We start from the raw sequence: 20,851 nt of genomic DNA on the forward strand, positions 1-20,851 counted from the left end.
TCGGCGACAAAGCCCCGAATCCATGCGTGAGGCATTCAGCATTCCCCTCGGGCATCGGCACACGGGATCTTCAAACGGGCAAGGCGGTACAGTAGCGTGCGCCGCGCAACGCCCAACTCACGGGCGGTACGGGTACGGTTGCCACGGTTTTTGTGCAGGCAATCGATCAGGAATACCCGTTCCACCCGTTCCAGGCGCTGGCGCAACGTGACATCCACATCCGTGGCGACAGGCACGGGCGTCAGCGACAAATGCGCGGGCAGGATCACACCGTCATCGCAGAGCAATACCGCACGCTCCACCAGGCATTTGAGTTCTCGGACATTGCCGGGGAAAGCGTGGCTCGACAGTTGATCCAAGGCTGCACTGGACCATTCCACCGAGGTACGGCCCAATGCCGTACAAGCCTTTTGCGCGAACTGCCGGGCCAGCAGCAGCACGTCGCCATCCCGTTCACGCAGGGCCGGCAGTTCGATGGGAAACTGCGCCAGCCGGTAATAAAGATCCTCGCGAAAACTGCCTTCGGCCACCATCGCGATGAGGTCACGGTGGGTGGCGGCGATAATGCGCACATCGACCTTATGCGCCGCACTGGCGCCCAGCGGGCGAATTTCACCTTCCTGCAATACCCGCAACAGCTTGGCCTGCAACGACAGCGGCATATCGCCGATTTCGTCCAGCAGTAATGTGCCGCCATGCGCGGCATCAAACAGACCTGTGTGGTTGCGCTCCGCGCCCGTGAAGGCGCCTTTGCGATAGCCGAACAGTTCGCTTTCCAGCAGCCCTTCGGGGAACGCGGCACAGTTCTGCACGACAAAGGTTTTGCCACTGCGTGGCCCGGCGTTATGAATGGCCCGCGCCACGAGCTCTTTGCCGGTTCCGGTCTCGCCGCGCAGCAGCACCGTGTAGGGGGTGTTCTGCACCTTGCCGATCAAACGGCAGGTTTCATCCATGGCCGGGCTGTTACCGATCAGCCCATATGCCGAGCAACTGGCCGCCGTGTCGAGCGTGGCCGCACGGCCGCCGTGTGCCGGGCGCATGCGTTTGAAGAGCCGCAGCTGGTTCAGGGCAAAACTGCCCAGTTGGCCCAGCGACGAGGCATAGTCCTGCAAGGATCTCTTGCAGTGGCTGGCACACAGCAACAAGCCCGTGACGGTCTGGCACCTATTGAACAGCGGCACGCATGACAGCGACTGCCAGGGCGTCGCCGTCGCCGGCAGGAACCCACACTCGTAGACGCTGTGTGCCAGATCCTCCAGGCTCAAGGGTGAGCGCTGGTTGAGCACATAGTGCAACAACTGTGCATGCTGGAAGTCCGCGCCGCGAATCTCTTCAACAGGTGGCAATGCACCGGGACAATGCTGAGCAATCAGCTCAAGTCGACCGGTTGCCTCGTCGCGCCAGTACAACTGGCTGAGTTCGCACTGACTCAGTTGGGCCACCGCGCAGGCACACAAGCTCGGCAAGGTGGCCTCGTCACTGTCGATACCCAGGCGGGTGAACCAGCCCAGTAGCGCATCGGCGTACGCCAAGGGCTCAGGCAACGGGTTGAACACGTTGTTCATCATAGGCTGAACTCACACATCGGCTGCCCATGCGCATCCAGGCTGGCATGGGCCTGGGACAAGGATTCCCCCATGGACATCGCCGCCAACAGACGATCAGTCATCTGCGGTAGCAGGTGGGTCTCGATCCATTGGTCGATATACCGCGCGCCACTGTCACTGTGGCTACACCGTTCGGCCATGTGCGCGACCAGTTCGGGCGTGTAGCTGAATGCCAGCTTGCGCGCCTGCAATCGTTGGCCGAGGCGTTCCAGCTTGAGCCCCGCCAGGTCATGCAGCGCCTCGCCCGCCACCGGGTAATAGGGCACGACACGCATTCGGGCGAGCAACGCCGGCTTGAAATAATCGCGCAGCAACGGACCAATAGCCTCTTGCAATACCTGCGCATCGGGCCGCTGGCCGCCCGAGCACAAGTCGACGATGCATTCGCTGCCCAGATTGGAGGTCATGAGGATCAACGTATGGCGAAAATTGATTTCCCGACCTTCGCCGTCATTGGCCAGCCCCTTGTCGAAGATCTGATAGAACAGGTTCAGCACTTCCGGGTCGGCCTTCTCCACCTCGTCGAGCAGCAGCACTGAATAGGGACGTTGACGCACGGCTTCGGTCAGCACTCCGCCCTCGCCATACCCGACATACCCAGGTGGCGAACCAATCAGCCGCGACAGGGCATGTTTCTCCTGGAACTCCGACATATTGAGGGTGGTGACAAACCGCTCGCCGCCGTACAGCAATTCGCCCAGCGCCAGGGCCGTGGCCGTCTTGCCCACCCCGCTTGGGCCCACCAGCAGAAACACCCCAACGGGCGCGTCTGCCTTGTTCAACCCTGCGGCGACAGCACGCAGGTTGCGGTCCAGCACCTGTACCGCCTGTTCCTGGCCGAGGATGCGTGAACGCAGCGCGCCGGCAAAACCCAGGACTGTGTCGCTGTGTTCAAGTGCCAACTGTTCAACCGGGATACCGGTCCAGGCGCTGATGACTTCCGCCACCAGGCGCGGGCACACGCGCGCCTCCTCTCCCTGTTCACGCTGTTCGAGCCAGCGTTGCCGCTGGTCTTGCCGCTCGCGCTCAATCGCCGTCAACCGCAGGTTCAAGGCACGCAAGGCCGGTTCATCCACGGGCAGCCCCGCGTCCATGTCACGCGTCAACGCATCGCGTTGCCGGGCGCCTTCGGCGTGCTCGACACACAAACGCTGCAACACCTCGGGCGCCACCACCCGGTTGATGCGCACACGCGCACAGGCGGTATCCAGCACATCCACGGCCTTGTCGGGCAGTTGACGCCCGGCCAGGTAGCGCGCGCTCATGTGGGCTGCCGCGACAACGGCATCATCACGTACATACACGCCGTGGGTGGCTTCATACGCCGGAACCAGTCCGCGCAGGATCGAGATGGCCTGGTCCACACTCGGCTCGGCGACCCGTACAGGCTGGAAACGCCGCGCCAGGGCCGGGTCTTTTTCGAAGTATTTCTTGTATTCCGACCAGGTGGTCGCGGCGATGGTACGCAGCTCGCCGCGGGCCAGGGCCGGCTTGATCAGGTTGGCCGCGTCGCCGGCTCCCGCCTGGGCGCCCGCGCCCACCAGGGTATGCGCCTCATCGATAAACAGGATCACCGGCTTGGGCGAGGCGTTGACCTCATCGATCACGCCCTTGAGACGTCGTTCGAACTCGCCCTTGATACTGGCACCGGCTTGCAGCAGGCCCATGTCCAGGGTCAGCACCCGCACCCCCTTGAGCGGCTCTGGCACCTGGGCACTGGCGACACGCAGGGCGAGGCCCTCGACGACGGCGGTCTTGCCTACCCCGGCCTCGCCGACAAGTATCGGATTGTTCTTGCGCCGACGCATGAGGATATCGATCAACTGACGGATCTCGGCATCGCGGCACAGCACCGGGTCGATCCGCCCATCATGGGCCTGGCGCGTCAGGTCGTGGGTGAACCCCGCCAGCATTGACTCGCCACTCGCGGCCGGGGCGGCATCAGGTGCCTGGCTCAACACAAACTCGAGCACGCGTTGCGGATCCAAGCGGCTCAATACTGCCTGATAGCCACTGCCAGCATGTTGCAGCGGGTGACGTAACAACGCCAGTAACAGGGCAGCGTGCTCCACTTCGGTCTGGCGCAACTCCAGATGAGCCACCATCAACGCCTGTTGCAGCCATTGCACCAGGGCCTGGGCGAACACCGGATTACGCGAAGCACTTGCCTGCCCCTGGGGTTGCAGCGTTGCCTGCAGTTCGCCGACCTCGATTCCCGCATCGGCCAATGCGCGCTGCAAAAGCCCATCGAGTGGTTCCAGCAAGGCCAGCAGCAGGTCCTCCACCAGCACCTCGCGGCCACCGCGCGTCACGCAACGTTCGGCCGAGCGCGCAAGGTCGCGCCGGGCAGCAGGTGTCAACGTCTGGATAAGTTGTTGCAGGTCTACATTCATCATGATCATTTGTTCCTAGTGAGCGTTGCTGGCCACAATGACTACGCCGTCGGCATACTCGTCTGCCAGCCAACTGGTCCAGCCCAACTGGCAGAAGTTGTGCGCGCCGATGCGCAATGGCCTGATCTGTTCCTTGTCCAGGACCAGGCGCAGGTCGTATTCCAGTGGGTCGCGCGCGGTCAGTCGCACCAGCGAACACAGCAACGGATAGTCCGCGCCATTGGGCAAAAACCCATGGAAACGCTGCCAGTTCAGCCCCAGTACATGCACCCTGAACTTGCCGCTCTGGTCGGTAACCCGACTGCCCAGCACCTGGTCCAGGCCCAGCAAACTGTTGGAGCCGCCAAGCCGGTTTTGCTGCGAGCGCGCAATGACCACCCGGCGTTGAACCCACTGTTCGATAAACATGCGGTCGTGCTTGAAGTAGTAACGCAGCACGGTCTCGATCAAGGCTGCCGAATGCGCCCGCAGGCTAAGCAGGCCCAGGTAAGGCAGCAGTCGCTTGCAGTCCAGTTGCGCGACATTGCGCAACTGCGCCCCCTTCAGTCCGACCAGCGCAAACATCTGCTCGGAAAAGAGATCACGTGCCCCGGCCTGGAAACACGCTCGATAGCGGTACTTACGCCATATCGGCAGCATCAGCCGCTGCAGCCGGTGGTGAAACAGGTCGAGGAAGTCTCGGGTCGCATGACCGCCCGCACTGTCGGCCAATGCCTGCTCGCCGTAAAAGGCCGGGAGCGGCGAACCCGCACCACATAGGCCCAGCACGTTAAGACGAAGGCGCGCCCGCAATTGATCGTGCTCAACAAAAAACTCCACCCGGTCAATATCGTGACCGGGAAAACCCAGGCCTGGGTTGGCCTGAAACTCCAACTTGTCATACAGCGCGTTGTCATCCAGCAACGGGTGGGCATCGCGCAGACGCTTGATCACCTGCAAAATCGCCTGGAACAGCGAATATTCGCGAATGATGCGAGACAAATCCTTTAGAGCAGGGGCTGCTGGCCCATCCGGGGTGGCCATAGGTACACGTCTCCTTGTGTGCTGATGACTCGTAGTTCGTGGTAGGCATTAAGGCTGGCGTAAAGCGCAAAAAATTCGTTGAGCACCGAGGCAAACACGAACGCCTCGCCCTGGCCCAGAAAGCCCTGGGTATCGATGCTCAGGTCGACGCGCAAACCGCGAAACGGCATGCCACGGTGCAGACGGTCGACGGCGGTATGGCTGATGGATCGCAAAGCGCCGAGCTTTCTTTGGCTGACCTTTCGCGCCTGTCGGTCGTGGTAACGCGGCAGGTCGTAGGTTTCGAGGATCACCTTCAAGGCTTTGATATCGCTCAATGACAGGTAGTTGAGCGACATGTTGCTGATCAGCCGCCAGAGAAAATCCTGGTCCAGGGGCGGTGCGAAGCTGGCGCTCGGCACGCAGATATTGCGAAACGACAGCCCCTGCGGCGTCTGTTCGCAGGGTTGGTTGATCGCCCCCGCCTGCAATTGCCGAGGCAGGTTGTGATTGGTGCAGGTCAATTCGATCGAGAGTGTTTCCTGGGCATCCCCCTGGCCGTTGCCAAACCCGAGCCAGGTGTCGAGCCCGGCGTGCTGCGCCGACGCCCGCTGGCGCACGCTGTAGCTCGGGGGACACGCCGAGACGTCGGTGTCGCCGTCATGCTCGAAGGATTCGAACGGCACATACGCCTGGTACCCCAACCCACCGGGGCGCCAGCCCGTGACCTTGTCGACGGAGAACACACAGGCATTTCCCCGCGCATATTCGCCGGGGATCAACAGGTATTCATCCTGCTTGCCATCCAGGCGAATGGGCACCGCGTCATGCTTGAACAGGTTGACGATGGGCGTGCAATACAGCTTCACATTGTCCAGTGTGGGGGGCTGGGCCTCCCGGCACTGGCTGCGCAACGCGAAGCACAGTTTCACGGCGTGGACTTGCTTGAGTACCTCTGCGGGCAGGCGCTGCAACACTTCCAGGCCGCCCACATCGACAAACAGGTATTTGTCGGGAAAAGTGAAGTACTCCTGAAGATGGCGATACCCACGAAAGGTATTTTGCGGATAGGGAATCAGCGCTTGGTCCTCGGAAAACCCCACCGGCTGTACCTGATCGGCGCCAAGTCGCAGCGACAGGACCTGACCATCAGCCCCCGTGATCGCGTGACCGTCGCTGCCTAGCGGCACGAGCTCGATACCCTCGAGATGGCGCAACAAACTCAGGTAAAGCCCCTGGCTGATATAGCGGTCACCCGCCAGGTGCAGGCGCAATCGATCCAGCGCGCAGCCACCGAAGTTGCCCTCGGCACTCATGACCAGACTCAGGCTCAACAGCGCCCGCTCTCCCTGCTGGTTGTAATCCAGGGCGCTCAGTCGCAGCGGCAGGACCTGGGTGGCATAACAGGTACGGAAGCGACAGCGTTCGCCATTGACGCACGCGCTCTCGACAGGCGTATCCCGCGCCACCAGCACGCCTGGGCCGGCGTGCGTCAAGGGATCGAACTGCAAGATGCTGAACGCCGGCATCGGCCGCATGTAGTTGGGCCACAGCAAATGCATCAAGGAATGCGTCAGCTCGGGCAACTCGTCATCCAGCTTCTGACGCAGGCGCCCCGTGAGAAAGGCAAACCCTTCCAGCAACCGCTCCACATCCGGGTCCTGGCCGGCTTCGGCAAGAAAGGGCGCCAGGGCAGGATTGCGCTCGGAGAAACGCCGCCCAAGCTGGCGCAACGCGCTGAGTTCGCTTTGGTAATAACGGTTAAAGGACATCGGGCGACACCTCGAACTGCCCTGCGTCACGCAACCGCGCGGTGAACATCACCGGCTGCGTCACACCGTCGATCTTCAGCGTGGCATCGATGGCAAATGCCAGGGCCAGGGGATCACGATCACGGAGCAATGCCCTTACCCGCACCTGCTTCAAGCGCGGTTCGTAAGCACGGATAAAGCGCTCGATCAGCAGGCGCGACTGGCTCAACGACTCATGCAGGCTCAGGCTCATGTCATTGAGGTCCGGCAAGCCATAGTCCGGCAGTGTCTGCACACTGCCCGCGCGAATGCTGAGCATCTTCCCCAGGTGAGCCGCGACGGACGTCACATCATCGGTTGGGGGAGCGGCCGAATGATCGAGCCGCTCGAAAAGGCTTTGTTTGTGGGTCATCCCCTAGCCCCTGCTCATTCTTTGTCGAGCTTGCCAACCAGGGACAACGTGAAGTCAGCCCCCATGTACTTGAAGTGGGGCCTCACACTCAGGTTGACGCGGTACCAGCCTGGCTCGCCCTCGACATCGCTGACCACGATGCGCGCGGCGCGCAACGGTCGGCGCCCACGGACTTCGGCACTGGGGTTTTCCTGGTCCGCGACGTATTGGCGAATCCATTTGTTGAGTTCCAGTTCCAGGTCGGTACGCTCCTTCCACGAACCCAGCTGCTCGCGCTGCAGCACCTTGAGGTAATGGGCCAGACGGTTGACCACCATCATGTAGGGCAGCTGCGTGCCGAGGCGGTAATTGAGCTCGGCCTCCTTGCCCTCGGCGCTGATGCCAAAATGCTTGGGCTTCTGTACCGAACTGGCGGAAAAGAACGCGGCATTGTCACTGCCCTTGCGCATCGTCAGGGCAATGAAACCCTCTTGCGCCAGCTCGTACTCGCGGCGATCGGAAACCAGTACTTCGGTGGGAATCTTGGTTTCGATCTCGCCCATGCTATGGAAATGATGCAGGGGCAAGTCTTCGACCGCGCCGCCACTTTGCGGGCCGATGATGTTCGGGCACCAGCGAAACCGCGCAAAGCTGTCGGTCAGGCGCGTGGCAAAGGCGTAGGCGGTGTTCCCCCACAGATAGTGCTCGTGGCTGTTCACCACGTTTTCCTGATAGGCGAAGGTCTTGACCGGGCACTCAAGGGGGTCATAAGGCGTGCGGAGCAGGAAACGCGGCACGGTCAACCCGATGTAGCGCGCATCTTCGCTCTGGCGAAAGCTTTGCCATTTGGCAAACTGCGGGCCTTCGAAATGATCCTTGAGATCCTTCAGGTCGGGGAGCCCGGTGAAGCTTTCCAGGCCGAAAAAACCCGGCCCGGCGGCGGCGATAAACGGCGCATGGGCCATGCAGGCGACGCTGGATACGTATTGCATCAGCTTCACATCGGGAGCGCTGGGGCAAAGAAAGTAGTTGCCGATGATCGCACCCACGGGCTGACCGCCGAACTGACCGTACTCGGCGCTGTAGACGTGCTTGTAGAGCCCGGATTGAATCACCTCCGGCGAGTCTTCGAAGTCATCCAGCAGGTCCTGCCGCGAGACGTTCAGCAGCTCGATCCTGATGTTTTCGCGAAAGTTGGTGCGATCGACCAGCAGCTGCAAACCTTTCCAGGCAGCTTCGAGGGCCTGGAAGTCCGGGTGGTGCAGAATCTCATCCATTTGCCGGCTGAGCTTCTCGTCGATCTCGGCGATCATCCGGTCAACCAGGTGTTTCTTCACCGGCTCCCCCGTATTCTGCGGCTTGATCAGTTCTTCGATAAACGCTGAAACGCCACGCTTGGCGATGCCATAAGCCTCGTCATCGGCACTGAGCAATGTCTGGGCAATGATGTTATCGAGAATGCTGCACTCGTCGGCGGCATGTACGGGCACAGGGGTTTGTTGAGTTGTCATGACGTCAGTGTCCTTTTACTGAAAATGGTCAGGCCGCAGGATTGTTCAGGCCCAGTTCGGCCAGCACACGGGCACGGGATTCGTCATCCGCCAGCGCCTGTTCGATGGCCTTGCGAAAGCTCGGCGTGTTGCCCAGCGGTCCCTTGAGCGCCATCAGCGCCTCACGCAGGGCCATGAGCTTGTGCAACTCGGGGATCTGGTCCACCAGGTTCGCGGGGTTGAAGTCCTTCATCGAATGGATGCGCACCTCAATGCCCAGCTCTTCTACGTCGGCGCACTCCTGGAGGCGATTGGGCACATTCAATGTCAGGCTCAACGATTGCTTGGCGAGCACCTCATCGAGGGTGTTCTTGTCGATGGCGATGGGCTTGCGATCTTCAAGCTTGCGCAGGTCTTCACGCTGGGTGAAGTCTCCCAGCACCAGTAGCTTGAGCGGCAGCTCGACGTCTTCCTGTGCGCCACCGATGGCGGGCTTGAACGTGATATTGATGCGTTCCTTGGGTGCTACCGAACCTTCTTTGGCCATGGTGTTTCTCCTTTTTTTCAAGTGGCTCGAGAGCCTATTCAAGTACCGCTTCAAGATCGAAGAGGCACAGCCTGCGGTGGGTGTCTTCCTTACGCTCGCGCACGGCGTGGCTTTGCGGCATCAGGTCGCAGCAGCGGTGCAGGAGTTGTGTCACATGCAGCGCCAGCTCCGGCTCCCAACGCTCCAGGCCGGTGCGTTGCAACTCGAGGTCCAGGTGTTCAAGCTGGATCTTCGCCAGCTCATGCTTGCCCGCGTGTACACATAAACGGGCCTGCGCCAGCCGCCAGTGAAAGCGGGCGCGATCGCCACCGGCGGTTTGCAACCCGTGCTTGAGTGCCTGCACCGCCGCCTTGAGCCCGTCTTTTCGCAACCTGGGCACTGCCTCCTGCAAGGCGATTTCCCACGGCTCGGCATCGGCCACCACGCTGGGCGCCTGCGGGGCTTGCAAGTGGCGGCAAACCTGGTGGGCGATCCAGTCGCGGGTGCGGCCGTCGGCAAATGGGCTGCCATCGTGAAAGCGCAATGCCGGCAGGTTGGGCAAGCGCTGCAGCAACAGGGCAAGGCTGACTTCGAGCTCGGTCATCGCCAGGTCGGCCTGCAGGACTTGCAGGCATTGCCAGACCATGTATATGCCGTCGAACCAGAACATCGCCCCTGAGAGCGTGGCTTCAAGCTCCAGCATCAGGTCGGCATGCTGGCCTTGGGCAAAACGCTCTTGATAACGCTTGAGCTTGTCCGGCGCGGGGCCGCGCAGCGCCGTCACCTGCTCGGCGTCTGCGTCGGGGTAGCTGACCAGGGTCAGCCACGCCAGCGTCCGATTCAGGCGCAAGGCGCGCAGGTCGGTCGCGTTCTGGCGCAACCACCAGGCACATAACGGACGCGCCTGCACCTGCAAGGCACGCAGCACTTTATGTGCGTCTTTTTCACTGTCTACGGCTGGTTCGTTTTGCGTCAACAACTGGGTCGTCGCCTGCTTGACCTGCGCAACAACGGCATTCAGCCCGGTGGCCGGCGATTCGCCCTGCGCGGCGCGCTGCAATCGTTGGTCCAGTTGCCTGCGAATCGGCAACATCAGCGGCGCGTCATCCTTCAACTGCACGGCCCAGAGCTCATCAAGACGCGCGAGGTGTTCAAGCAGGGATCGGAATAAGGGTTGCTGGTCCTGCAGCGCCAGGTTCTGCGCAAGCACTGTCTCGAGGCGCAGGACCAACCAGGCGAACGCCGCGCCACGGGTACGCGATTTTTCCGGGTAGACAATCGACCAGTGCTGTTCACACAGATGGCGCAGCAACCCAAGGCCGGCCAGCAGGCCCGCAAAGGACTCGCGCTGGTGCAACGCCCACGTCAGCCAGACGGCGACCCGCAGGTCCTTCGAATGCTCACGCAACAGGCACTCACTGGCCTCCAGAACGCTTTGCCAGTCCGGCTGGCCGACGCCATGGATGGACTGCACTTTTACAAGCTCGGACTCCAGCGCTTCGAACTCACTGGAAAAACGCATATCACTGCCCGCAAAGCTGCTTTGCGAACAGGGCAACCGTGCAAGTTCAAGGTAATAAGCGTAAAGCTTGTCCGAATAAATCATTGTGAGCCACGCAAGACTTTTCAAGATATGACCGGCAAACTTTCGCTACTAACGGCGCGATGTATAACACGCTCTAACTGCGGATTGCCTGCCACGAAGTCCGCGAACATTAACCACGCCCACAACATTCAGCAAGCATAGGAGTGTTACTTAAGCAGTTTCCTACAACCCCCAGAAAAACAGGGCTGCGCAGCATATTGCGCAGTAAAAACACTGTTTAAATCAGGAACTCATGAAAACATTAATACTGGAGGCATGACACTCATGAGCAACTTAATGCACACTTATGCGCAAACAACACAACAAAAAACCCCTTGAATACTTTATAACCGTTCGACTTCAATCTTGCCGATCATCGCCAACCCGCGCACTGACTAGCCTTCGCACTTTTCGGCACGCTTCTTGTTATAGGAGCCTGCCCAACCAATAACTTCTTTGGTTGGAACTACCTTTTAATCAGGCAAGGAAACCCAGCATGCCAACACCCGCGTATCTTTCCATCACCGGTGTCAAACAAGGTTTGATGACGGCAGGCACGTTCACCCAGGACTCGGTAGGCAACATTTATCAGGAAGGCCACGAGGATCAGATTCTGGTCCAGGCCTTCTCCCATCAGGTGATCATTCCCCGTGACCCGCAGTCCGGCCAGCCGACGGGCCAACGAGTGCACAAGCCCCTGATGATCAGCAAGGTGTTCGATAAGTCCTCGCCGTTACTGTTCAGCGCGTTGACCAGCGGTGAAGAGGTCAAGTGCCGACTGGAGTGGTTCCGCACTTCTTCGGCGGGTACCCAGGAGCATTACTTCACCATTGAGCTGGAGGGCGCCACGCTGGTGGATATCCAGTCGCGCATGCCCAACTGCCAGGACCCTGACAACGCCCACTTCACCCATCTGGAGGATGTGTACTTCACCTACCGCAAGATCGTGTGGACCCACGAAGTGTCCGGCACCTCCGGGTCGGATGACTGGCGCAGCCCGGTAGCGGGTTAAGTCGTACCACTGCGCAAACGGTGGCCAGGGACGGCGCCGTTTCTGCAGGCCGCTACACCATCGCTAACGGATGCTTGCGCTTGGGCGCGCCGAACACGCGGTCGATGGCATCCAGGTCGTGTTCATCGAGCAGCAGGTTGACGGCGGCGGCATTCAGCCTTACATGCTCGGGCGTCACGGCCTTGGGGATAGCGATCACACCTTGCTGGCGCAGGACCCAGGCCAGGGCAACCTGGGCCGGTGTGGCCGTGTGGCGCTGGGCAATTTGCTTGAGTGTCGGGCTGGACAGCAGTTTCCCACCCTGGGCAATCGGGCAGTACGCCATCAACGGCAAATGGTGTTGTTGCCACCAGGGCAACAGGTCGAACTCGATGCCGCGCTCTTCGATGTTGTAGAGCACCTGGTTGGTGGCACAGGCCGGGGCTGCCAGCTCCTGCAGGTCCGCCACGTCAAAATTGGAGACGCCCCAGCGACCGATCTTGCCGGCCTCGCGCAAATGCTCGAAGGCCTCGACGGTGTCTTCAAGGGGGTATTGGCCACGCCAGTGCAGCAGGTACAAATCGATATGCTCAGTGCCCAGGCGCTGGAGGCTGGCCTCGCAGGCACGCGGGACACCTAGGCGGCTGGCATTGTGCGGGTAGACCTTGCTCACCAGGAACACTTGGTCACGCCGGCCCTGGATGGCTTCGCCAACCACGCGTTCCGCGCCACCCTCGCCGTACATCTCGGCGGTATCGATCAGGCTCATGCCCTCGTCGATCCCCAGTTGCAACGCCGCGACTTCCGCGCGATGCAGGCTCGGATCTTCGCCCATGCGCCAGGTTCCCTGGCCAATGACAGGGACGGGAACGCCCGCCAGATCGATAGTACGCATGACAACCTCCTGATGAATTCGCGGATTGACAGTGTGGCATTGGCCGGACAAAAGGGTTCAATCGAAGTATGGTTGCCGTCCGCCAAGTCGCCAGGAAGAACCTGCAATGCTGTTTGTCGTGATGCTCGGGGGCAAGCACCCACGGGCCAGGATCGAAGTACATGATGTGGTATTCGCCGTGGCGGATACGCTGCACGCCACCTACCCGCAGTTGCGCGATGCCTGGTTTGGCAACCCCAAGGGCGTGCATATCGACGCGTGGATGGCGGTCGATGGCGTCGACGGCTGGAAGGTCGAACTCAGCCACCTGGCGCCCCAGGCAGGGGATCAACGCCTGTACTTCATCAATTTGGGCGGCTATGAAGCCCATGCGTTTGGCGAAGCCCACCACTACCTGCTGGTGGTCGCTCGCAACAAACAGGAGGCGAAGGCCCTAGGCAAACAGCAGATGCTGCGCCAGTGGTCGCAGTCCCATACCGACGGGGTACTGGATGTCGACGACTGCCTGCCCATCGACCTGGTGGACGGTCGCTATATCCACCTGGTGCAAGGCCCGCACAGCCCCATCCGCCAGCAGAATGACTATATCGTGCTGCCCTGAATGCCCGCTCGCCTGGGGTGGCGCCACGCTCACGGCCGAACCGCCCGGGCAATCGAGGGGAACTTTGCCAGGAAATAACCGCCTGAATCCGGTACGCTCACCTTTTCATTCAAGGAGTTACTCCCCATGGCCAAAGCCACCGCCCGTCACATCCTCGTTGCCAGTGAAGACAAGTGCAACGAACTCAAGACTGAAATCGAAGGCGGCGCCGATTTCGCAGAAATTGCCAAAGCCAACTCCACCTGCCCATCCAGCCGCCAAGGCGGTGACCTGGGTTCGTTCGGGCCAGGCCAGATGGTCAAAGAATTCGACGCCGTGGTATTCAGCGCGCCAGTCAACACCGTGCAAGGCCCGGTCAAGACTCAGTTCGGCTACCACCTGCTGGAAGTCACCAGCCGCCAGGACTGATCCTCGCCTGCGCTGATGCTTGAAACAACGGCCCGCCATTTGGTGGGCCGTTGTGCATGTGATGACTGGCGACACGGATGCCGTTAGCGTACAAATCCTTATTCTTCTTCACCCGGCGTTCAAGACTGATAATGCGATTGGCCTTTTCGACTCTATTGAGCTCCACCCTCGCCCTGCTGCTGGCCAGCAGCGCCGTGCTCGCGGCGCCGCAACCGTACCTCACGGTGTACGGCGAACCGGCCAAGTACCCCGCCGGTTTCAGTCATTTCGACTACGCCAACCCCAATGCCCCCAAGGGTGGCAGCCTGCGGCGCTCGGCGATCGAGATCGGGCGCTTTGACCATGTGCTGCCCTATATCGACAAAGGCATCGGCGTGTCCCAGGTCGACGGCTGGCTCTATGCGCCCCTGGCCCAGCGTTCCCTGGACGAGCCTTATACGGTCTACGGCCTGGTTGCGGAAAAAATGGAGCGCGCCGATGACGGCCTGTCACTGCGCTTCTACCTGAACCCCAAGGCACGCTTTGCCGATGGCAAGCCCATCACCGCCGAAGACGTGCGCTATAGCTTCGATTTATTGATGACCCAAGGCAGCCTGCGCTTTCGCACCCTGTTCGCCGACGTCAAGCACGTCGAGGTGGAAGGCGAGCGCCAGGTGCGCTTCGACTTTTCCAGCAATGAAAACCGCACCCTGCCCCTGGATATCGCCACCCTGCCAGTGTTCCCCGAACATTGGTGGAAGACTCGCGACTTTGCCAATGGCGGTGGTTATGAGGCCCCGTTGGGCAGCGGCCCGTACAGGATCAGCAAGATCGACTCGGGCAGCACCATCACCTTTACCCGCAACCCGGACTGGTGGGGCAAGGATCTGCCGGTGAGCCGTGGCCTGTACAACTTCGATCACCTGAGCCTGGAATACTTCGGCGACACCGAAGTGGCCCGGCAGGTGCTGCGCGGCGGCGCCTATGACTTCAACCGCGAATTCTCCGCCACCGGCTTTTCCATCGGCTACAACGGTCCGGCCCTGGATGATGGCCGCCTGCAACGCGCGCACTTGGCCAAGGACATGCCGCAACCGGCCCAAGGCTATGTGTTCAATGTGCAAAAGCCGATCTTCAAGGACCGCCGCGTGCGCGAGGCCCTGGCGATGCTGTGGGACTTCGAATGGGCCAACCGGCAGATGATGCGCAATATGTACATCCGCCAGCAGAGTTTCTTTTCCAATAGCCCATTGGCCGCCACGCAATTGCCGACCCCGGAAGAGCTGGCGGTGCTCGAGCCCTTGCGCGGGCAGATTCCCGACGAGGTGTTTACCCAGGTGTTCAAGGCACCGGTCACCGACGGCAGCGGCATGATCCGCGACAAGCAACTGCAAGCCCTCGCCCTGCTGGAAGCCGCCGGTTGGAAACCCGACGGTGACAAGCTGGTAAACGCCGAGGGCGAGCCCCTGACGTTCACCTTCCTCAACGCCCAGGCCGGCCTTGAGCGTTTATTGCTGCCCTACAAACGCAACCTGGCGCAGATCGGTATCACCCTGAATATTCGCCGCATCGACTCCTCGCAGTACGTCAACCGACTGATGACACGGGACTACGACATGATCGTCACCGGCTTCCCCGTCACCACCTCGCCCGGCATGGAGTTGTATAACTACTTCGGCTCAAGCGCGGCGTTCGATCCGGGCGCCAACAACTACATGGTGCTCAAGGACCCGGCCGTCGACCGCCTGATCAAAGGCCTGGTCAAGGCCGACACCCAGGCACAGATGCTCACCTACGCCCATGCCCTGGACCGTGTACTGCAATGGAACTACCTGTGGATCCCCAACTACTATCCGCCCGGCACCTCCGCCGCGTGGTGGAACCGCTTCGGGCGCCCGGCCATCGAGGCCAGGAACGACGAAGCACTGGAAACCTGGTGGGAAATCAGCCCCACGCCGCTGACGAACGCACAGATGAACGCCGAGCTTAAAAAACGCGCGGGAGCCCGCTGATGTTTGCCTATAGCATGCGCCGCCTGCTGCTGATCATCCCGACCCTGGTGATCATTCTGCTGGTGAATTTCGTGATTGTGCAGGCAGCCCCCGGCGGCCCGGTGGAACAGGCCATCGCCCACCTGCAGGGGATCGGCGGGGGTGGGGTCGGCGGCTCATCCGGTGAAGGCATCAACGGCGGCTCGCGGTCCAGTCGCGGCCTGGACCCGAAGCTGATCAAGGACATCGAAAAACAGTACGGCTTCGACAAGCCGGCGCCGGAACGCCTGTGGCTGATGCTCAAGAGCTATGCCCGGCTGGATTTCGGCAACAGCTTCTTTCGTGGCAAGACCGTGATCGACCTGATCCTGGAAAAGATGCCCGTCACCATTTCTCTCGGCCTGTGGGCCACGCTGATCACTTACCTGGTGTCGATCCCCCTGGGCATCCGCAAGGCGGTGCGCCACGGCAGCAACTTTGACGTGTGGAGCAGCACCGCCATCGTGATCGGCTATGCGATGCCTGCATTCCTGTTTGCGATGTTCCTGATCGTGGTGTTTGCCGGTGGCACGTCACTGAACTGGTTCCCGGTGCGCGGGCTGGTCTCGGAAAACTTCGAGGAACTGAGCACCGTCGGCAAGATTGCCGACTATTTCTGGCACCTGGTACTGCCGGTGACCTCCCTGGTGATCGGCGGGTTCGCCACCCTGACCATCCTCACCAAGAACTCGTTCCTCAATGAAATCACGCGCCAGTACGTGGTCACCGCCCGCGCCAAAGGCTTGAGCGAACAACGCGTGCTGTACGGCCATGTGTTCCGCAACGCGATGCTGCTGGTGATCTCGGGCATTCCCCAAGCCTTTATCAGCGTGTTCTTCGCCGGCTCCCTGCTGATTGAAGTGATCTTCTCCCTCGACGGCCTCGGTCGCATGAGTTACGAAGCCGCGGTCTCCCGGGACTACCCGGTGGTGTTCGGTTCGCTGTTTATCTTCACGCTGTTCGGCCTCTTGATAAAACTCATCGGCGACCTCTGCTACACCCTGGTGGACCCGCGTATCGACTTCGCCGCGAGGAACGCCTGATGCTCAACCTGTCTCCCGTGGCCCGTCGGCGCTTCGAGCGGTTCAAGAAGAACCGCCGTGGCTGGTGGTCGCTGTGGCTGTTTATCGGCCTGTTTATCCTGACGTTGGGCGGCGAGTTGATCGCCAATGACAAGCCTCTGGTGCTCAGCTACAAGAACGAGCTGTATTTCCCGGTGTTCAAGCGCTACACCGAGCAGCAGTTTGGCGGCCAACTGCCCTTCCAGGCGGATTACCGCAGCGATTACGTGCAAAAGCTGATCAAGCGGGACGGCGGCTGGATGCTGTTCCCGCCGGTCCCGTTCAGCGACGACACGCCCAACTACGAACTGACCCGCCCTGCCCCCAGCCCGCCGTCGGCAACGAACTGGCTGGGCACCGATGACCAGTCCCGCGATGTGCTGGCACGGGTGATCTTCGGCGCGCGGGTGTCGATCCTGTTTGCCCTGGCGCTCACCGCGATCAGCGCCGCCATCGGCATTGCCGCCGGGGCGTTGCAGGGTTACTACGGTGGCTGGGTCGACCTGATCGGCCAGCGTGTTCTGGAGGTCTGGTCCGGTTTGCCGGTGCTGTACCTGCTGATTATCCTGTCGGGTTTTGTCGAACCCAATTTCTGGTGGCTGCTGGGGATCATGGCGCTGTTTTCCTGGCTGGCCCTGGTGGATGTGGTACGCGCCGAGTTCTTGCGCGGGCGCAACCTGGAGTACGTCAAGGCCGCACGGGCGCTGGGCCTGGGCGATGGCAAGATCATTGGCCGGCACATCCTGCCCAACGCCATGACCGCCACCTTGAGCTACCTGCCGTTTATTCTGACCGGGGCGATTTCCACCCTGAGCGCCCTGGATTTCCTTGGCTTTGGCATGCCGGCCGGCAGCGCGTCGCTGGGCGAGCTGATCGCCCAGGGCAAGCAGAACCTGCAAGCGCCGTGGCTGGGCCTGACGGCGTTTTTCACCCTGGCGCTGATCCTGTCGCTGCTGGTATTTATCGGCGAGGCGTTGCGCGACGCCTTCGACCCACGGTCATGAGTGAATCCCTATGAGCGACAACCTGATCGAGATCCGCGACCTCTGCGTGGCCTTCAGCGGGCAGACCGTGGTGCACAACCTGTGCCTGGACGTACGCCCCGGCGAATGCCTGGCACTGGTGGGTGAGTCGGGTTCGGGCAAGTCGGTGACGGCCCACTCGATCCTGCAACTGCTCCCGCAGGCGGGCACGCACACCCGTGGCTCGGTGAAGTATCGCGGCCAGGAACTGATCGGCGCGCCCGCGGCAACCCTGCAGAAACTGCGCGGCGACCGCATCGCGATGATCTTCCAGGAGCCGATGACCTCCCTCAACCCGTTGCACAGCATCGAAAAGCAGATCGGCGAAACCCTGCTGCTGCATAAAGGGCTGGGCGGCAAGGCGGCGCAGGCGCGCATCCTCGAACTGCTCGAACTGGTGGGCATCCAGAAACCCCGGGAACGCCTCAAGGCCTATCCGCATCAGTTGTCCGGCGGCCAGCGCCAGCGGGTGATCATCGCCATGGCCCTGGCCTGCGAGCCGGAACTGCTGATCGCCGACGAACCCACCACCGCCCTGGACGTGACCGTGCAGCGCAAGATCCTGCTGCTGCTCAAATCCCTGCAGCAACGCCTGGGCATGTCGTTGCTGCTGATCAGTCACGACCTCAACCTGGTGCGCAGCATGGCTCAGCGCGTGTGCGTGATGCACGCCGGCGAGATCGTCGAGCAGGCTGACTGCGAGACCTTGTTCACCGCACCGCAACATCCCTACAGCCAACTGCTGCTGGACGCGGAACCGGCGGGCGAGCCGCTGTGCGGCGAAGCGCGCGAGACGGTGCTGGAGGTGCACGACCTGACCGTGCAATTCCCTCTCGGCGGCGGGCTGTTTCAGCGCAAGACCTACCTGCGCGCGGTGGACGGCATCAGCCTGAGCGTGCAGCGTGGCAAGACGCTGGGGATCGTCGGCGAGTCCGGCTCGGGCAAGTCCACCCTGGGCCAGGCGATCCTGCGCCTGCTGGATTCCACCGGCAGCATTCGCTTCCAGGGCCAAGCCCTCGACCCGCTCAACCATCACCAGATGCGCCCGTGGCGCAAGCAGATGCAGGTGGTGTTCCAGGACCCTTACGGCAGCCTCAGCCCGCGCATGTCGGTGCAGCAGATCATCAGCGAAGGCCTGGAGGTGCATGCGCCGTGCAGCCTGGCCGAGCGTGACGCGCAAGTGATCCAGGTGCTCAAGGACGTGGGCCTCGACCCGGCCAGCCGGCATCGTTACCCCCACGAGTTTTCCGGCGGCCAGCGCCAGCGCATCGCCATCGCCCGTGCCCTGGTGCTCAAGCCGGCGCTGATGCTGCTGGACGAGCCCACCTCCGCCCTCGACCGTACGGTGCAGAAACAAGTGGTGGCGCTGTTGCGTGAACTGCAGGAAAAATACGGCCTGACCTACCTGTTTATCAGCCATGACCTGGCGGTGGTACGCGCCATGGCCCACGACATGATCGTGATCAAGGAGGGCAAGGTGGTGGAGCGTGGCGCCAGCCATGAAGTGTTTGAATCGCCGCAACACCCGTACACCCAGGAACTGCTGGCCGCCGCGCGCATCCCCTTGTAGAGCGAGCGTGCTCGCGAAAAACCCCAGGACACCGCGTTCAACCAGCAGGCCCGCGTCATCGTTAATGTTTTTCGCGAGCAAGCTCGCTCCTACAGGATTCTGCACGCATGAGTACCAGCCTCAAGGACTACCAACAGGTTCGCGGCCTGGCCATCCAGTCGCTGTTCGAGATCATCGAGCAGTCCAGCGAAGGCACGGTGATTGTCGACCGCGACGCCAACATCGTGTGGATGAACGAGCGCTACGCCAAGCGCTTCGGTTTGAACAGCGCCGACGAAGCCATCGGCCAGCCCTGTGAGCAGGTGATTTCCAATAGCCTGTTACGCCAGGTGGTGCGCACTGACCAGCCGATCCTGCTGGACATCCAGGACACTCCCAAAGGCCCGTTGGTGGTGATGCGGCTGCCGATCCACAACGACGCCGGCACGGTGATCGGGGCGATTGGTTTTGCGCTGTTCGATGAACTGCGCAACCTGTCGCCGCTGATCGAACGTTACCTGAGCATGCAGCAGGAATTGGCCTCCACCCGCTCTCTGCTGCGCAAACGCCAGAGCAAATACAACTTCGCGCACTTTATCGGCACCAGCGCCGCCAGCCTCGAAGTCAAGCGCCGTGCACGGCGCAGCGCAAGCGCCGAGTCGCCAGTGCTGCTGCTGGGTGAAACCGGCACCGGCAAAGAGCTGCTGGCCCAGGCCATCCATGGTGCATCGCCCCGTGCGCACAAGGCGTTCGTCAGTATCAACAGCGCCGCGATCCCCCATGACTTGCTCGAAGCCGAGTTCTTCGGCACCGCGCCAGGCGCATTTACCGGCGCCGACCGCAAGGGCCGCCCCGGCAAGTTCCAGATTGCCCAGGGCGGCACACTGTTCCTCGATGAAATCGGCGACATGCCGCTGCCACTGCAAAGCAAACTGCTGCGGGTGTTGCAGGAAAAGGAATTCGAGCCGGTGGGCTCCAACGAGATGCTGCACAGTGATGTGCGGGTGATCGCGGCGACGTCCATGGACCTGGAAGCGGCGATCAAGCGCGGTGAGTTTCGTGCCGACCTGTATTACCGGCTGAATGTGCTGCCGATCCAGGTGCCACCGCTGCGTGAGCGTTTGGAAGATATTCCGGCATTGAGCGAGGCGATTCTCGAAGAACTGCACAGCCACCACGAACTCGACCGCGCGGCTCTGGCGTTGTTGGCGCAGCATGCGTGGCCGGGGAATATCCGTGAACTGCGCAATGTGCTGGAACGCGCGGCATTGTTGAGTGATGACCTGGTGCTGAATGCCGCCGAGGTTCGTGCGGCGATTGGCACGTTCAGCCCGGTGATGCGCAGCGACGTGCACACCGTCGAGGGCGAGACCTTCGCCGCCGCGCGGGAGCGCTTCGATCGGCAGGTGATCGCGGCGGCGCTGCAGGCCTGTGACGGCAATGTGGTCGAGGCCGCCAGTCGGTTGGGGCTGGGGCGCTCGACGCTGTACAAGAAGATGGTCGCCTTAGGTATTGTCCAGTCTCATTTCTGAGACCAAATTCCACAAACACAGACACCCCTTGTAGGAGC

At 61.6% G+C, this 20,851-nt stretch carries 17 protein-coding genes; 8 read left to right on the forward strand and 9 right to left on the reverse strand.

Features of this window, described 5'->3' with window-relative positions; translation table 11 throughout:
* Positions 1-35 precede the first annotated feature (35 nt).
* The 8 genes from AB4O05_RS20130 to tssA are packed head-to-tail and all read right to left on the reverse strand — an operon-like array spanning position 36 to position 10,766.
* Positions 36-1,568 (reverse strand): sigma-54 interaction domain-containing protein, encoded by a 1,533-nt coding sequence (locus AB4O05_RS20130; protein ID WP_460135726.1) that lies wholly within the window; start codon positions 1,566-1,568, stop codon positions 36-38.
* Positions 1,565-4,003: an AAA family ATPase gene (locus AB4O05_RS20135; RefSeq protein WP_460135724.1), complete on the reverse strand. Its 2,439-nt coding sequence runs from the start codon at positions 4,001-4,003 to the stop codon at positions 1,565-1,567. Before AB4O05_RS20135 ends, AB4O05_RS20130 begins: the two co-directional genes overlap by 4 nt.
* Before the next feature lie 12 nt (positions 4,004-4,015).
* Entirely contained in the window at positions 4,016-5,023 is a 1,008-nt protein-coding gene (tssG, locus tag AB4O05_RS20140) for a type VI secretion system baseplate subunit TssG (RefSeq protein WP_460135723.1), read from the reverse strand.
* Positions 4,987-6,774, reverse strand: a complete 1,788-nt coding sequence (gene tssF / locus AB4O05_RS20145) for a type VI secretion system baseplate subunit TssF (protein ID WP_460135722.1) — start codon at positions 6,772-6,774, stop codon at positions 4,987-4,989. Before tssF ends, tssG begins: the two co-directional genes overlap by 37 nt.
* Entirely contained in the window at positions 6,764-7,165 is a 402-nt protein-coding gene (gene tssE / locus AB4O05_RS20150) for a type VI secretion system baseplate subunit TssE (RefSeq protein ID WP_460135721.1), read from the reverse strand. The genes tssF and tssE overlap by 11 nt, the downstream gene beginning before the upstream one ends.
* A gap of 14 nt (positions 7,166-7,179) precedes the next feature.
* On the reverse strand, positions 7,180-8,655 hold the full coding sequence (gene tssC / locus AB4O05_RS20155) for a type VI secretion system contractile sheath large subunit (protein WP_460135720.1): 1,476 nt from the start codon (positions 8,653-8,655) through the stop codon (positions 7,180-7,182).
* A gap of 28 nt (positions 8,656-8,683) precedes the next feature.
* A complete protein-coding gene (gene tssB, locus AB4O05_RS20160) occupies positions 8,684-9,181 on the reverse strand; it encodes a type VI secretion system contractile sheath small subunit (protein WP_460135719.1) in 498 nt (165 codons plus the stop codon).
* A 34-nt stretch (positions 9,182-9,215) separates the two neighbouring features.
* The gene (gene tssA, locus AB4O05_RS20165; protein ID WP_460135718.1) at positions 9,216-10,766 is read right to left on the reverse strand and encodes a type VI secretion system protein TssA; all 1,551 of its coding nucleotides are present in this window, start codon (positions 10,764-10,766) and stop codon (positions 9,216-9,218) included.
* A 475-nt stretch (positions 10,767-11,241) separates the two neighbouring features.
* Here tssA and AB4O05_RS20170 point away from each other — a divergent pair, with 475 nt between their 5' ends.
* Complete coding sequence (locus AB4O05_RS20170) at positions 11,242-11,757, forward strand: Hcp family type VI secretion system effector (RefSeq protein WP_460135716.1); 516 nt, start codon at positions 11,242-11,244, stop codon at positions 11,755-11,757.
* Positions 11,758-11,809: 52 nt separating this feature from the next.
* On the opposite strand, the gene AB4O05_RS20175 is transcribed toward AB4O05_RS20170, so the two are convergent.
* The gene (locus AB4O05_RS20175; RefSeq protein ID WP_460135715.1) at positions 11,810-12,631 is read right to left on the reverse strand and encodes an aldo/keto reductase; all 822 of its coding nucleotides are present in this window, start codon (positions 12,629-12,631) and stop codon (positions 11,810-11,812) included.
* A 106-nt stretch (positions 12,632-12,737) separates the two neighbouring features.
* Here AB4O05_RS20175 and AB4O05_RS20180 point away from each other — a divergent pair, with 106 nt between their 5' ends.
* The 7 genes from AB4O05_RS20180 (at position 12,738) to AB4O05_RS20210 (ending at position 20,813) form a co-directional block, all read left to right on the forward strand.
* A complete protein-coding gene (locus tag AB4O05_RS20180) occupies positions 12,738-13,232 on the forward strand; it encodes a DUF1543 domain-containing protein (RefSeq protein WP_460135714.1) in 495 nt (164 codons plus the stop codon).
* 126 nt (positions 13,233-13,358) lie between these two features.
* Positions 13,359-13,640: a peptidylprolyl isomerase gene (locus tag AB4O05_RS20185; protein WP_460135713.1), complete on the forward strand. Its 282-nt coding sequence runs from the start codon at positions 13,359-13,361 to the stop codon at positions 13,638-13,640.
* Between the two features lie 131 nt (positions 13,641-13,771).
* Positions 13,772-15,631 carry an extracellular solute-binding protein gene (locus AB4O05_RS20190; RefSeq protein ID WP_460135712.1) on the forward strand — a complete coding sequence of 620 codons (1,860 nt, stop codon included), beginning with the start codon at positions 13,772-13,774 and terminating at the stop codon, positions 15,629-15,631.
* Positions 15,631-16,692: a microcin C ABC transporter permease YejB gene (locus AB4O05_RS20195; RefSeq protein WP_460135711.1), complete on the forward strand. Its 1,062-nt coding sequence runs from the start codon at positions 15,631-15,633 to the stop codon at positions 16,690-16,692. The genes AB4O05_RS20190 and AB4O05_RS20195 overlap by 1 nt, the downstream gene beginning before the upstream one ends.
* Positions 16,692-17,714 (forward strand): ABC transporter permease, encoded by a 1,023-nt coding sequence (locus tag AB4O05_RS20200; protein ID WP_460135710.1) that lies wholly within the window; start codon positions 16,692-16,694, stop codon positions 17,712-17,714. The genes AB4O05_RS20195 and AB4O05_RS20200 overlap by 1 nt, the downstream gene beginning before the upstream one ends.
* 10 nt (positions 17,715-17,724) lie before the next feature.
* Positions 17,725-19,302, forward strand: a complete 1,578-nt coding sequence (locus tag AB4O05_RS20205; RefSeq protein WP_460164789.1) for an ABC transporter ATP-binding protein — start codon at positions 17,725-17,727, stop codon at positions 19,300-19,302.
* A gap of 107 nt (positions 19,303-19,409) precedes the next feature.
* Entirely contained in the window at positions 19,410-20,813 is a 1,404-nt protein-coding gene (locus AB4O05_RS20210) for a sigma-54 interaction domain-containing protein (protein WP_460135709.1), read from the forward strand.
* The last annotated feature ends 38 nt before the right edge of the window (positions 20,814-20,851 follow it).

This window comes from Pseudomonas sp. S1_G07 (assembly GCF_054668565.1).

What these genes read in the sequence shown, in the direction of transcription:
- AB4O05_RS20130 (WP_460135726.1), bottom strand. Translation starts at nt 1,568, where the DNA reads ATGATGAACAACGTGTTCAACCCGTTGCCTGAGCCCTTGGCGTACGCC.
- AB4O05_RS20135 (WP_460135724.1), bottom strand. Translation starts at nt 4,003, where the DNA reads ATGATGAATGTAGACCTGCAACAACTTATCCAGACGTTGACACCTGCT.
- tssG (WP_460135723.1), bottom strand. Translation starts at nt 5,023, where the DNA reads ATGGCCACCCCGGATGGGCCAGCAGCCCCTGCTCTAAAGGATTTGTCT.
- tssF (WP_460135722.1), bottom strand. Translation starts at nt 6,774, where the DNA reads ATGTCCTTTAACCGTTATTACCAAAGCGAACTCAGCGCGTTGCGCCAG.
- tssE (WP_460135721.1), bottom strand. Translation starts at nt 7,165, where the DNA reads ATGACCCACAAACAAAGCCTTTTCGAGCGGCTCGATCATTCGGCCGCT.
- tssC (WP_460135720.1), bottom strand. Translation starts at nt 8,655, where the DNA reads ATGACAACTCAACAAACCCCTGTGCCCGTACATGCCGCCGACGAGTGC.
- tssB (WP_460135719.1), bottom strand. Translation starts at nt 9,181, where the DNA reads ATGGCCAAAGAAGGTTCGGTAGCACCCAAGGAACGCATCAATATCACG.
- tssA (WP_460135718.1), bottom strand. Translation starts at nt 10,766, where the DNA reads ATGATTTATTCGGACAAGCTTTACGCTTATTACCTTGAACTTGCACGG.
- AB4O05_RS20170 (WP_460135716.1), top strand. Translation starts at nt 11,242, where the DNA reads ATGCCAACACCCGCGTATCTTTCCATCACCGGTGTCAAACAAGGTTTG.
- AB4O05_RS20175 (WP_460135715.1), bottom strand. Translation starts at nt 12,631, where the DNA reads ATGCGTACTATCGATCTGGCGGGCGTTCCCGTCCCTGTCATTGGCCAG.
- AB4O05_RS20180 (WP_460135714.1), top strand. Translation starts at nt 12,738, where the DNA reads ATGCTGTTTGTCGTGATGCTCGGGGGCAAGCACCCACGGGCCAGGATC.
- AB4O05_RS20185 (WP_460135713.1), top strand. Translation starts at nt 13,359, where the DNA reads ATGGCCAAAGCCACCGCCCGTCACATCCTCGTTGCCAGTGAAGACAAG.
- AB4O05_RS20190 (WP_460135712.1), top strand. Translation starts at nt 13,772, where the DNA reads ATGCGATTGGCCTTTTCGACTCTATTGAGCTCCACCCTCGCCCTGCTG.
- AB4O05_RS20195 (WP_460135711.1), top strand. Translation starts at nt 15,631, where the DNA reads ATGTTTGCCTATAGCATGCGCCGCCTGCTGCTGATCATCCCGACCCTG.
- AB4O05_RS20200 (WP_460135710.1), top strand. Translation starts at nt 16,692, where the DNA reads ATGCTCAACCTGTCTCCCGTGGCCCGTCGGCGCTTCGAGCGGTTCAAG.
- AB4O05_RS20205 (WP_460164789.1), top strand. Translation starts at nt 17,725, where the DNA reads ATGAGCGACAACCTGATCGAGATCCGCGACCTCTGCGTGGCCTTCAGC.
- AB4O05_RS20210 (WP_460135709.1), top strand. Translation starts at nt 19,410, where the DNA reads ATGAGTACCAGCCTCAAGGACTACCAACAGGTTCGCGGCCTGGCCATC.